Source organism: Olsenella uli (assembly GCF_901212655.1).
Classification (GTDB): Bacteria; Actinomycetota; Coriobacteriia; order Coriobacteriales; family Atopobiaceae; genus Parolsenella; species Parolsenella uli_A.
The window spans coordinates 28043-40604 of the sequence record NZ_CAAKON010000024.1 but is presented as its reverse complement, the minus strand read 5'-3'; the positions used below and the strand labels follow the sequence as shown (position 1 = coordinate 40604).

Sequence of the window (12562 nt, the reverse complement as noted above, 5' to 3'; positions counted from 1 at the left end):
CTACGTTGTTGCTGGGCGTTAGCGTGCTTGTGGGGATGCTCGCGGGGTGTCCGCCGCTGCTCGTATAATCGGCGAGACGCTTGACGGGAGGAGTGGGTATGGCGAGGTTTTGTGCGCAGTGCGGGGCGAGGCTCGATGACGGGGCCCGGTTCTGCAGCAAGTGCGGTGCCGAGGCCAAGGATGCCCCTTCTGGGGCGTCGATTCCCGAGGGCGATGGCGTCGACGAGGCGCTGAGGTCGCTCGGGGGAGTGGCCGATGCCAAGGAGCCCCGCGGGGCCTCTGACGAGACGACGGTCGTGGGCCCTGAGGCAACCGCGGTGTCCCAAGGCTTCGTGCCCACGGCTTCCGTGAGGGGCTCCCAGCGTGGGGGCGCGCAGCCTGGCTATCTCGCGTAGCCAAACTCGGACACGCGCCTCTACGCCATGAGCGAGGTCTCGGGCCTCTCAGACGGGCAGCTGCTCATCGCCCACAACGAGATTTACGCGCGCCATGGCCTCGGCTTCAAGGACGAGTCGCTCCGCGAGTACTTCCAGAGCAAGTCCTGGTACCACGAGCTCTACTCTGCCGACTCATCGACCACAAAGCCTGGCGCTCAGGCAATTCCGACACCTCGCCCGAGTTTGCGTCCTGCCTCGCGAACTACCAGGACCATCGCACGCACGGGTGAGGGCGCGCGGGCTTTCTGTCCGGAAGGCACGCTAGGATGGGTGGGACCTGGTCGTACGTTTGGAGGCCCCATGCCCACCGAGGTGCTGCTCGCCATACTCATCGTCCTGCTCGTTGCCGCACTTGTGGTTGCGGCGTTGGCTCTTGTGCGGCTGTCACGCGCGGCCGAGGGTGCCGGCCGTCCGGCCGCCCAGGCACCGGAGCTCTCCGCGATGCTCGAGCGTCAGTTCGCGCAGAGCCGCGAGCTTCAGCGCGTTGAGCTCTCGCAGGCGGGCGACGGGCTCTCTCGCCTGGCAGACCAGATGGCCCAGCTCCGCGCGGAGACGGCTCGTGGGCTCGAGACCGTGCGGGCGGACAACGCCCAGAGCCTCGAGCGCGTTCGCATGGAGAACGCCCAGAGCATCGAGCGGCTCCGTGCGGAGAATGCCCAGGCGCTCGAGGCCATGCGCGCCACGGTTGACGAGAAGCTCGAGCACACGCTCAACGAGCGGCTCTCGCAGTCGTTCGCACGCGTCGACGCCCGGCTCCAGCAGGTGGACCGCGGCCTGGGCGAGATGCAGGGCCTGGCGCAGGGTGTGGGCGACCTCAAGCGCGTGCTCTCCAACGTGAAGACCCGCGGTATCGTGGGCGAGGTGCAGCTGGGTGCCATCCTGCGCGAGGTCCTCGCACCGGCGCAGTTTGCCGAGAACGTGGCCACGGTGCCAGGGAGCTCGGAGCGCGTGGAGTATGCGGTGCGCATTCCGGGGGAAGATGGCCAGACGGTCTGGCTTCCCATCGATGCCAAGTTCCCCGGCGATTCCTACGAGCATCTGCGTGCCGCCCAGGAGGCGGGCGACGCCGCGGCGGTCGAGGTGGCCTGGAAGGTGCTCGAGACGCGTCTGCGCACGGAGGCCAAGGACATTCACGACAAGTACGTGGCGCCTCCGGCAACCACCGCCTTTGGCGTGCTCTTCCTGCCCTTTGAGGGGCTCTATGCGGAGGTTGCCAACCGCCCGGGCCTGCTTGAGCGCCTGCAGCGCGAGAGTCGCGTGAGCGTGGCGGGCCCCTCGACCATGGCGGCCCTGCTGAACAGCCTCGAGATGGGTTTCCAGGCGGTGGCCATCCAGCGCAGGGCAGACGAGATCCAGCGCACGCTTGCGGCGGTCAAGACGGAGTTCGCGAGCTACCAGACGCTACTGCTGCGCGCGCAGAAGCAACTCGGCACGGCCACACGCACGATTGACAGCCTCGTGGGCACCCGGGCCCGCGCCATGGACCGCGCGCTCGCGAGCGTCACGCTGCCAGAGGGGGAGCAGGCGGGTCGGCTCTCGACGGAATCGGGTGTGTCACCTGCCGTTGGGGCCGCTGGCGAGGACCTTGCAGGCAAGGGCTTGGCCAGCGAGGGCGCCGCGAACCCCGACGCGCCCTCGGTTGCCGGGGAGGGCTCCGCCACTCGTTCGACGTCCAACGAGAAGGCCGGGCCCGCCAGTGATTCTCGAGGGGCCCACTTCCGCTGAGTGGCGTAGGCTTGCGAGGGACTAGCATCGGGGACGAGCAGTTCTACGGGACAATCGACAGGGGGACACATGGCAGACGGATTCGTTGCGGGCAACGGGCTCGCGCTGGGCGAGGAACGCTCCTACACCACCGAGGGAGGCCTGCCGGTTCGCGAGGGCTACATGCCCTTCCGCGGCTATGGCACGTGGTATCGCATCGCGGGGGAGAGCGACCTCGGCCGCCTGCCCCTGCTCACGATTCACGGCGGCCCGGGCAACACGCACTGGTACCTGCGCTCTCTCGACCAGCTGGCGGAGGCCTACGGGCGACAGGTCATCTACTATGACCAGCTCTCCTGCGGCTACTCGCAGACGCCTGTCCTGCCCGAGCTCTGGACGCCCGCCCTCTACGAGGAGGAGCTGCACGAGCTGCGGCGCTATCTGGGTCTCGAGCACGTGCACCTGTTGGGCCAGAGCTGGGGCGGCATGCTGGAGATGCAGTACGCCACGCATCGGCCGAGCGGCGTGGCCTCGATGGTGGTCGCCAGCTCGCCGGCGAGCATGGACCTCTGGCTTTCCGAGGCCGTGCGCCTGCGCCACTACCTGCCGCGCGAGATGGACGAAGCCCTCGCCCGTGCCGACGTTGACGGCAACTACGACGCGCCGGACGTGAAGGCGGCAAGCGAGGTGTATTACCGCCGCCACGTGGCGCTGGTGCCGGAGGGGGAGCGGCCCGTCAACATCCGCAAGCCCTTCCCGGACCCGGTTGGCGACGAGTGCTACCACGCCATGCAGGGAATGAGCGAGTTCGTGGTCACCGGCTGCCTGAGCGGTTGGAGCGTGGTGGACCAGCTGGGGGACATCTGCATCCCAACCCTCGTGACCTCGGGCACGGCAGACGAGTGCACGCCGCTCATCGCCAAGCAGATTGCCGACGGCATCCCCGGTGCCGAGTGGGCGCTGCTGCCTGGTACCCACTGCGTGCACCTGGAGATCCCGGAGACGTATAACGCGGTGGTGGAGGAGTTTATCGAACGCCAGGAGTAGGCGACGATTGCCGCGCGGCACGGCCTGGCCATGCGCGCGCTCAGCAACAGGCGACGACCGCCGCGCAGCACGGCCTGGCTATACGCACGCTCGGCAATCTTCGAATCCGATTCGCTTGGCGTATGGCCGGTCCGCGCCGTGTGGCTATGCGAGGTCGCGGGGCTTGCTTGTTGTTGGCGCTAACCAAAAAACCTCCCAGCCCTGAAACACAGGGCTGGGAGGTTTATTTGTTCCCTTCGGGGGTCGGTCTACTCGCTGGGTTTCTCTGCTTCGCCGAGGGGCTGGCCGGAGTAGTTGAGGCTGGCGATGGCCTGGCGAAGGTCGTCGCCGCCGTGGGTGAAGGCCGAGGCGAGGCGGGGCCAGCCTACGAGTGCCTCGTCAAAGAGGTCCTTGAACGACTTCGTGGACCTCTTGCCGGTGAAGGGGCTCACCCACTCGTCGTGCTCGAGGTTTGCGGCCGGGCACTCGTCGCTCGTCGACACCCGGTGGGAGAGGGCCTGGATCTGGGAGTGGGCGCGGCCGAGGCGCTCGAGGCTTCCGACGAGGCGCGCACCGGTCGATCCGGCGGGCTCGATGAGGCGGTAAACGAGCTCCATGTTGGCCACGGCGTCACCGTACTCGGTGGCAGGAACGTCGAGCGAGAACGCCGCCCAGGCAACCTGGCTCATGAGCGCGCCGGCAACGCGGCAGATGCGCTCGGTACGGGCGAGCTCGGCGGCAGGCGGGCAGTCGTGCACGGTGGCGCGGCGGAGCGACCAGAGCATCCATGTGTCGATGTCGCTCTCGATAACGGCGTGGACCTCGCCGCCGGCATCGCCAAGCTGAGGGTTCGCATCAACGAGTGCGTATTCCTGCGCGTAGATGAAGGGGTGGGCGTGGCGGTCCAGCGCGTAGTGGGAGAGCATGCCCAGGGCAAACGCGCGTCCGATGCCGGCGTCGTGGGCGGGTAGGTGGCTCACGCCGTCGCGCAGCGCGGAGAACGCCGCCGTCATGCGCTCGTCATGCATCCGGTGGGCGAGGCGCTGGGAGGCAGCCACATGTGCGGGAAGGCCGGCAAAGCGGAAGAAGAAGGGGTCGGGACCCTGGTTGCCGAGCAGAAACGCCAGCAGCTCCTCCTCGTCGTTGATCACGCCGGCAGGCAGGAGGTTGGCGGAGTGCTCGCCAAAGAGATGATGGGTGATAAGTGCGGGCATGGTGGTCCTTTCGGTGCCGATGAGGCAAGGATGCCTTGGCCTTTTTCCTGAACCATTATTCCACTCTGCGAGATTGCCTTGCATCCCGCGATGGCCGGTGCTGGTTAGCTCGCGCGTAACGCCTTGTTTGAAAAATGAGTCAAAGTAGGCGGCAACCTGGGCGGTGGGTGACTCACGGGTGGTTCTCTGTCGGGCCCATTTACCGTCGCCTTACGTTCGCGGCCCCACATACGGCTACCATAGCTACGTTCGGTGTGCTCCTTGATGGCCCGGACGCGCAGACCTGCAGACGGGAGAGGCCGGATGGATAAGATCACCTACACGAAGCTCGAGCGCAATTGGGTCATGTACGACGTGGGAAACTCTGCGCTCGTCCTGCTCCAGACCTCCGTCGTCCCCATCTACTTCAACGCCCTCAACACTGGCGCCTCGGCCGCCGAGCTTGTGACGGCCTGGGCCAACGCCCAGACGGTGGCCTCGCTCGTGGTTGCCCTGCTCATGCCCATCCTGGGCTCGCTTGCAGACTACGCGGGCAACAAGGTCAAGTTCTTCCTCGGCTTCTTCCTCACGGGCCTCGTTCTGTGCTTTGCCCAAGCGCTTCCCATGGGCGCCCTTCCGTTCCTCGTCATCTACGTGCTCTGCACCGTGGGCCTCAACTCCTCGATGACGTTCTACGACGCCATGCTCACCGACGTCACCACAGACGAGCGCATGGACGCCGTCTCGAGCTCGGGCTATGCCTGGGGCTACGTGGGCTCCACCATTCCGTTCCTGCTGTGTCTGGCGCTCATCTTTGGCGGCCCCGAGCTGGGGCTCGACACCATGCTCTGCACGCGCCTGAGCTTCGTGATCACGGGCCTGTGGTGGCTCGCCTTCACGGTGCCCCTGCTCAAGACCTACCGACAGCGCTTTGGCAAGGAGCGCGAGCCGGGCGAGACACTCGCCACCATCGCCGCCGACACCTTCCGCGGGCTCGTGGCCACCACGGGGCGCATCGCGCGCGACCGCGTCCTGTTCGTCTACATGCTCGCGTTCTTCTTCTACATCGACGGCGTCCACACCGTCATCTCCATGGCCACGAGCTATGGGGCTGCCCTGGGCATCGACTCCACGCAGCTCGTCCTCGCCCTGCTCGTGACGCAGTTCGTGGCGTTTCCCTCTGCCATCGCCTACGGCAGGCTTGCGGGCAGGTTCGGCACCCTGCGCATGATCATCGCCGCCGTGGTGGCCTATGTGGGCATCGTGCTGTTTGCGGCCTTCTTCCTCAAGACGGCTGCCGAGTTCTGGGTCCTCGCCATCCTCGTGGGCCTGTTTCAGGGTGGCATCCAAGCGCTTTCCCGCAGCTACTTTGGCCGCTTGGTGCCCAAGGAGCACAGCAACGAGTACTACGGCTTCTTCGACATCTTTGGGCGCTATGCGAGCGTGATGGGCACCTTCCTCGTGAGCGTCATCACGGCGCTCACGGGCGACGCGAGCCTGGGCGTGCTCTCCATTGGCATCCTGCTCGTGGCTGGCCTCGTCATGCTGCTTACCCTGCCGGACGCGAAGGGCGAGCGGGGGTAGTCATCCGGAGGCAACATGGCGCGCGAGGCACGGCGCCTCAAGACGGCCGAATGCTCATGCGCCTCATGGTGCGGCCTCTCGCCGCCTTTCCGGCTGAGTTTGCGTAGCGATGCGCGATGCGGTCTCTGCCGGCTAGTGCGCGTTTCGTGCGTCCGATCAAAATACCCCTCGACGGGAGGGTATTTATCTGCAAAACTACTCACTGTGAGTAGAAATTGACGCCGCAATGCGACGCCATTGGCTCGACCGCCTTCGGCCGTTCTCCGGAGCTTCGCTCCCACCGCTGGCCTGCCGGCCCCGTGCGCAGCACGCCGCCCGAGCTCCCTGCTCGGCCACCTGTCCGGCAGTCCCGCCCATCGCCCACGCGGGCGGTGTCGGGTCCCGCCTTATGCAGCTGAGCCATGAGCTTCCCCTTGGGGTGTCGGGGGAGCGTCATGACCTTCGGCCGCCTTTGCGCCGCGCCCTTGCGAGGGGCCCGGTGCCGCGCGGGCAGCATGCTCCCCCAGAGAGGAGTATGCGCATGGCCCTATGGGAGATTCTCGTCATCAGCGTCGCCACCAGCATGGATATCTTTGCGGTGACCATCTCGAACACGTTTTTGCACCCAAAGGAGCCCGCACGGCGCCTTCTGCTGATGCCCCTGTCGTTCGCCCTTTTCCAGGGCGTGCTTCCGGCTATTGGCTACTTCCTCGGTAGCTTCGTGGGTGACTTCATCGAGGCTTACGCCGGCATCGTCACCCTCGCCGTGCTGGGCTTCATTGGCATCGGCATGGTGCGCGAGGGCATCACGGAACTCAGGGCAGACGAGAGCGGCCACGAAGACGAGCTGCCGGAGCGCCGGCTCGCCAAGCGCTCGATTCTGCTGCAGTCGCTCGTGACCTCCATCGACGTCTTCGCCATCGGCGTGAGCATGCGCGCCATGGAGGCGGACATCGTGTTCGTGGGCGTCTGCAACGCGCTCGTGACGGCGCTCATCTGTGTCGCGGGCATCACCCTCGGCAAGCGCTACGGCCACCTGCTGGGCGACTACGCGCTCATCGCCGGAGGCTGCGTGCTGACGCTCGTGGGTGTGAGCGCCCTGTTCTAGGGTGCCGCGCGCCGATGGTGCGCGAGCCAAGCCCGTCCTCCTCATGTCAGACTCTCAAGCGAGTGGGTATCACTGTAGCTGACTTTAACGGGGCGCCACCATGCGCGGCAGCCCGATTCGGTAAGGGGGAACCTATGGATTTGTTCGAGAAGCTCTTCCGGCGCACGAAGGTTGCCGTGATCTTGATGGGCATCGCCCTGCTCGTGCTGGGCGTGGCAATGTTCGTGAGCCCCATCGGCGCCACACTGCTCATCGTGCAGATCGTGGGCTGGACGCTCGTGGTCGCGGGCGCCGCAACGCTTTTGAACTCGTGGGCCCACCGCTCGGCCGAGCTTAGGCAGGCAGACCTCGTGGTTGGCTTCGTGGAGCTCGTGCCCGGGGCCCTGTTCGTGACGATGCCGGACGCCTTCGTTGCCATCGTGTACGTGGTCATCGGCATCATCATCCTGATTACGGGCGTCAACGACATCGCCGAGGCCATGGCCATCAGGCGCCTGGGCCTTCCGGGGGCGGGCTGGCGCATGGTGCTCGGCATCCTCACCGTGGTGGCGGGTGCCTGCGTGGCGGCGTCGCCCTTTGCGATGGCCGAGCTCGTGATGCTGGTTGCCGGCCTCGCGCTCATCTTCGACGGCATCACCGAGGTCATCGCTGGCGTGAAGATGCGGTAGGCTGAGGCCGTGGCGGTCGGGCCGTGGCGGTCGGGCCGTGGCGGTCGGATCGAAAGAAGGGGTCCTTGAACGAGCGTTCAAGGACCCCTTCTTTCGGTTGAGCGTACTGACGGGTCGGGCTGCCGCACGGGCTGACGGCCGAGTGGGCCGAGCGTGCCGGTCGGGCGGGCCGCACGCGCCTGCCTTTACCCGCGGGCGGCCGCCTCGCCGGCGGTGAGGCCCGAGAGCCAGGCCCAGGCGAGGTTGAAGCCGCCGCAGGCACCGTCCATGTCCAGCGCCTCGCCGCAGCCGTAGAGGCGCGGGTGCGCCGTGGGCGAGTCGCTTGGCCGAGTTCCGCCTACGCCGCGCAGCGCGAGCGTCTGCGCGTGGAGCGCCGCCACGTCGATGCCTCCGCGGGTGACCTGCGCGTGCGCCTCGTCTGCCAGTCCCGTCACGCGGAAGGGAAGCCCCTTCGCGAGCGGCGCCACGCGCCAGGCGAGGCCGCTGGAGCCCGTACCGCCGGCAAGGCGCAGCAGCTCGGCGGCGATGACGGGGTCGAGGATGCCGTCCAGCGCGGCGGTGTCGCCGGGGCGGCTGGCGACGAGGTGGTCGACCTCCCAGGCGTCCACCTCGGGCACAAGGTCGAGCTCCACCATGTCACCGCGCCTGGCCACGCGGGAGAGGTCGAAGCTCACGATGCCGGAGAGTCCATAGGGCCTAAAGAGCACCTCGCCGGCCTCGCGCAGCACCACGCGCCCTGCGCGCGTGAGGGTGGCGACGCAGTGGGCGCGCCTACCGTCGATCGCCTCGAGCAGGTGCGGCGTGGGCCCCTGGGCTGCCACGCCGCAGAGCACGGGAGACTCGGCCACGAGCGGCAGGCCGAGCTCCTTGGCAAGCGCGGAGGTGCCGCCTCCGCTCGCGATGACGAGCGACCGGGCCCGGAGCGTGCGGATGGCCCCGGTGGCGTGCCCCTCCTCGTCCTGCGCGGGCACGATGCTGAGCGCCCCCTCGTGCCAGCGCTCGCGATAGGTGACGTACCACGTGCCGTGCCGGCGGACAGCGCCCAGGACCTCACGCGCCGGAGCCAGGGTCACGCCCTCGCGCCAGCAGCGGGAGAGCAGGACGTTGCGCACGCTCGCCGCCTGGCGGCTGCGGGGATAGAGCCTGCCGTCCTCCTCCGCCCAGGCGAGGCCTCCCTCGCGGAAGAAGCCCAGCACCTGCTCGAGCGCGGCCGCGGGCTCGCCCATGACCGCCTCGGCGAGCTCGGGGTGGTTGTAGTTGCGCGCCTCGAGCCTCGTGTTGCAGAAGTTGCAGCGGCCGTTGCCGGTTGCGAGAATCGTGCGCCCGCAGGCGAGGTCTCGCTCGAGCACCACGGCGCGGGCACCGGCCTCGCGCGCGGCGATGGCGGCGCAGAGCCCCGCCGCGCCGCCGCCGATGACGCAGACGTCCGCGCGTGCGGGAAGCTCCGCGTGCGCCGCGTCCGCGAGCATGCGCTCGCGCTCGCGTGCCCGGGAGCCTCCCTTGGCGCCGCCCTTGCCTGTGGCCTTCCTGCGGCCGCCCGCCACCTAGCGAACCTCGCGCGGGGTCATGTCCACGGTGCCGTCGTCCCCGCCGTCCTTCTCGTGGGCCTTCTTGGCCTTGTAGGCGGCCGCGGCGGCCGCGGCGCGCTCGGCCATCGTGGGCTCGGGGCCCTTGGGTGCCTGTTCGGAGACCTCGAGCTCGGGAAGGTCGAGCGCGAGCGCCACGGCGTCGGGCAAGAGATTCTCCGGCAGGTCGTCCTCGAAGGTGCCGGCGTCGCAGGCGGCGGCGATCTTGGGGTCGATGGGCAGGCGTCCCAGGACGGGCAGGCCGTAGCCGGCCGCCACCTCGTCCAGGTGGCTCTCGCCAAAGATGTGCAGGTGCTCGCCGCACTTGGGGCACACGGCGTAGCTCATGTTCTCCACGAGGCCCAGCACCGGCACCTGCATCTGGGCGCACATGTTCACGGCCTTGCCCACGATCATGGACACGAGGTCCTGCGGGCTCGTCACGATGACGACGCCCTCGATGGGCAGGCTCTGGAACACGGTGAGCGCCACGTCGCCCGTTCCGGGAGGCATGTCGACGAGCATGTAGTCGATGTCGCCCCAGGCGGTGTCGCCCCAGAACTGGCGGATGGCGCCGCCCAGCACGGGTCCGCGCCACAGCACCGGCTGCGTCTCGTCCTCAAGCACGAGGTTGGCGCTCATGACCTTGGTGCCGCGGCTGGAGACGCAGGGGACGAGCTGCTCGTCGGCGGCGGTGGCGTGCGCCTTGGCCATGCCAAACATGCGAGGAATGGACGGGCCCGTGATGTCCGCGTCGAGGATGCCAACGGTCTTGCCGGCGCGGGCGAGCTCGGTGGCGAGGATGCCCGTGACGAGGGACTTGCCCACGCCGCCCTTGCCCGAGATGACGCTGATGAGGTGGTGCACGCGGGAGTTCTTGCCAAGCTCGAACTCCTGCGGCCCTGCCTGCTCATGTGCCATGGATGTGCTCCTGTTCGATTGCCCCGGCGTGCGCGCGCCGGGGTCCCGTATGAGTCTCGACCATTCTACCCACAAGGGGCGGCGGCGCCCGGGGCGGGCTCCTTGGGCGAGGGCGCGGGGTGGGGCCGCCCTGCCGGTTGGGGGCGCGTCCTCTGACGGGGGCGCCCCGGGCGAGGGCGTGGAGTGGGGCCGCCCTGCCGGTTGGAGGTGCGTCCTCTGACGGGGGCGCCTTGGGCGAAGGCGTTCGCGGACCGCGCCGTCGGCCTTTGCGGTGCGACAATTAGACTCAGTTAACTAAAAAGTTGACCTTTGAACCTTGTACAACTCGCCATCTACGTGCAGAAACATGACAATCCATTACCAAGTTGCCGTTCCATGCACGTCCGTTCGCTGTATTATCAGTGTGTCTGTGGATGCCGCCGAGCCGCGCGGGGGACGGGTCTTTCCGCCCGGTGGCTGGGTGGCACATGGCTAGCCGCGGTGCCGGGGAAAGCACGGCGGCGCATGCAACAGAAAGGAGAGGCATGCAGTATTCGAAGGAAGTGGAGAACATGTGCCCCGTCGCCAAGGGCGCATACCACGGCCCCGCGCCCATCCCCGAGGAGGGCAAGTGGGTTCAGGCCAAGGAGATCTCCGACATCTCCGGTCTCACGCACGGTGTGGGTTGGTGCGCTCCCCAGCAGGGCGCCTGCAAGCTCACGCTGAACGTCAAGGAGGGCGTCATCGAGGAGTGCCTCATCGAGACCATCGGCTGCTCGGGCATGACCCACTCCGCCGCCATGGCCGCTGAGATCCTTCCCGGCAAGACCATCCTCGAGGCGCTCAACACCGACCTCGTCTGCGACGCCATCAACGTCGCCATGCGCGAGATCTTCAAGCAGATCGTCTACGGCCGCACCCAGACCGCGTTCTCCGAGGGCGGCCTGCCCGTGGGCGCCTCCCTCGACGACCTCGGCAAGGGCCTGCGCTCCCAGGTTGGCACCATGTTCGGCACCAAGGCCAAGGGTGCCCGTTACCTCGAGCTCGCCCAGGGCTACGTCACCCGCATGGCGCTCAACGACAAGAACGAGATCATCGCGTTCGAGTTCCTGAACCTCGGCAAGTTCACCGACGCCGTCAAGGCCGGCAAGACCCCCGAGGAGGCCATCTCCGGCGCCATGGGCCACTACGGCCAGTGGGACAACGCCGCCAAGTACATCGACCCGCGTGACGACAAGGAGACCCACTCCGTCGCCAGCGTGTTCCCGGTCAACGAGTAGAAGGGGGAGGTTAGACAATGACTGTTACGTTTGAGGGCTACGAGCGCCGCATCGACAAGATCAACGGCGTGCTCGCTCAGTACGGCATCTCCTCCCTCGAGGATGCCGAGAAGGTCTGCCTGGACAAGGGCGTCAACCCGCGCGAGATCGTGCACGGCGTCCAGTCCATCGCCTTCGAGAACGCCGGCTGGGCCTACACGCTCGGCTGCGCCATCGCCATCGAGAAGGGCGTGAAGTCCGCCGCCGAGGCCGCTTCCGCCATCGGCGAGGGCCTGCAGGCGTTCTGCGTGCCGGGCTCCGTTGCCGAGGACCGCAAGGTTGGTCTTGGTCACGGCAACCTGGGCGCCATGCTGCTCGGCGATGACACCGAGTGCTTCTGCTTCCTCGCTGGCCACGAGTCCTTCGCTGCCGCCGAGGGCGCCATCGGCATCGCGCTCAACGCCAACAAGGCCCGCAAGAAGCCGCTCCGCGTCGTGCTGAACGGCCTTGGCAAGGACGCCGCCCAGATCATCAGCCGCATCAACGGCTTCACCTACGTGAAGACGCAGTTCGACTACTACACGGGCGAGCTCAAGGTCGTCGAGACCATCCCGTACTCCAATGGCCCGCGCGCCGAGATCAACTGCTACGGTGCCGACGACGTCCGCGAGGGTGTTGCCATCATGTGGCACGAGAACGTGGACATCTCCATCACCGGTAACTCCACGAACCCCACGCGCTTCCAGCACCCGGTTGCGGGCACCTACAAGAAGGAGCGCCTGGCCGCCGGCAAGAAGTACTTCTCCGTGGCCTCCGGCGGCGGCACCGGCCGTACGCTGCACCCGGACAACATGGCTGCCGGCCCCGCCTCCTACGGCATGACCGACACCATGGGTCGCATGCACTCCGACGCCCAGTTCGCCGGCTCCTCCTCGGTGCCTGCGCACGTGGACATGATGGGTCTCATCGGCATGGGCAACAATCCCATGGTCGGTGCCACCGTGGCCTGCGCCGTTGCCGTGAACGCCGCGCTGAACGCGTAGGTACGCAGCAGCTGACTGTGATTGTGCCGGCTCGGGCGATTGCCCGGGTCGGCTTTTTTTGTTGCGCGGGCTTGCAGCGGCTGCTCGGGTTGGCGC

General features: G+C 67.7%; 11 protein-coding genes and 1 pseudogene. 9 read left to right on the top strand and 3 right to left on the bottom strand.

Annotation, left to right across the window (positions count from 1 at the left end):
- Window positions 1-98 precede the first annotated feature (98 nt).
- From EFAMC2_RS05555 to EFAMC2_RS05545, 4 genes and pseudogenes are all read left to right on the top strand, one after another.
- Window positions 99-395, top strand: a complete 297-nt coding sequence (locus EFAMC2_RS05555) for a zinc ribbon domain-containing protein (RefSeq protein WP_154027853.1) — start codon at window positions 99-101, stop codon at window positions 393-395.
- Window positions 396-410: 15 nt separating this feature from the next.
- Window positions 411-557 (top strand): annotated as a pseudogene (locus EFAMC2_RS10325) (YARHG domain-containing protein); the annotation flags it as partial.
- 180 nt (window positions 558-737) lie between these two features.
- The gene (locus tag EFAMC2_RS10320) at window positions 738-2162 is read left to right on the top strand and encodes a DNA recombination protein RmuC (protein WP_154027884.1); all 1425 of its coding nucleotides are present in this window, start codon (window positions 738-740) and stop codon (window positions 2160-2162) included.
- A 69-nt stretch (window positions 2163-2231) separates the two neighbouring features.
- On the top strand, window positions 2232-3188 hold the full coding sequence (locus EFAMC2_RS05545; protein ID WP_154027852.1) for a proline iminopeptidase-family hydrolase: 957 nt from the start codon (window positions 2232-2234) through the stop codon (window positions 3186-3188).
- Between the two features lie 248 nt (window positions 3189-3436).
- Here EFAMC2_RS05545 and EFAMC2_RS05540 read toward each other — a convergent pair whose 3' ends face one another.
- Window positions 3437-4381, bottom strand: a complete 945-nt coding sequence (locus EFAMC2_RS05540; protein ID WP_154027851.1) for a zinc dependent phospholipase C family protein — start codon at window positions 4379-4381, stop codon at window positions 3437-3439.
- Between the two features lie 312 nt (window positions 4382-4693).
- On the opposite strand from EFAMC2_RS05540, the gene EFAMC2_RS05535 reads away from it, so the two are divergent.
- From EFAMC2_RS05535 to EFAMC2_RS05525, 3 genes are all read left to right on the top strand, one after another.
- The gene (locus EFAMC2_RS05535) at window positions 4694-5944 is read left to right on the top strand and encodes an MFS transporter (RefSeq protein ID WP_154027883.1); all 1251 of its coding nucleotides are present in this window, start codon (window positions 4694-4696) and stop codon (window positions 5942-5944) included.
- A gap of 520 nt (window positions 5945-6464) precedes the next feature.
- Window positions 6465-7031 carry a manganese efflux pump MntP family protein gene (locus EFAMC2_RS05530; protein ID WP_187325169.1) on the top strand — a complete coding sequence of 189 codons (567 nt, stop codon included), beginning with the start codon at window positions 6465-6467 and terminating at the stop codon, window positions 7029-7031.
- A gap of 134 nt (window positions 7032-7165) precedes the next feature.
- Window positions 7166-7699: an HdeD family acid-resistance protein gene (locus EFAMC2_RS05525; RefSeq protein WP_187325168.1), complete on the top strand. Its 534-nt coding sequence runs from the start codon at window positions 7166-7168 to the stop codon at window positions 7697-7699.
- Window positions 7700-7884: 185 nt separating this feature from the next.
- Here EFAMC2_RS05525 and EFAMC2_RS05520 read toward each other — a convergent pair whose 3' ends face one another.
- Together EFAMC2_RS05520 and EFAMC2_RS05515 are read right to left on the bottom strand one after the other, a co-directional pair.
- On the bottom strand, window positions 7885-9243 hold the full coding sequence (locus tag EFAMC2_RS05520) for an NAD(P)/FAD-dependent oxidoreductase (RefSeq protein WP_154027848.1): 1359 nt from the start codon (window positions 9241-9243) through the stop codon (window positions 7885-7887).
- Window positions 9244-10185 (bottom strand): Mrp/NBP35 family ATP-binding protein, encoded by a 942-nt coding sequence (locus EFAMC2_RS05515; protein WP_222838529.1) that lies wholly within the window; start codon window positions 10183-10185, stop codon window positions 9244-9246.
- A gap of 524 nt (window positions 10186-10709) precedes the next feature.
- Between EFAMC2_RS05515 and EFAMC2_RS05510 the strand changes: the two genes are divergently transcribed.
- Both EFAMC2_RS05510 and EFAMC2_RS05505 read left to right on the top strand, forming a co-directional pair.
- Window positions 10710-11444 carry an iron-sulfur cluster assembly scaffold protein gene (locus EFAMC2_RS05510; RefSeq protein WP_154027847.1) on the top strand — a complete coding sequence of 245 codons (735 nt, stop codon included), beginning with the start codon at window positions 10710-10712 and terminating at the stop codon, window positions 11442-11444.
- A gap of 17 nt (window positions 11445-11461) precedes the next feature.
- Window positions 11462-12466 (top strand): GGGtGRT protein, encoded by a 1005-nt coding sequence (locus tag EFAMC2_RS05505; RefSeq protein ID WP_154027846.1) that lies wholly within the window; start codon window positions 11462-11464, stop codon window positions 12464-12466.
- Window positions 12467-12562: the final 96 nt, after the last annotated feature.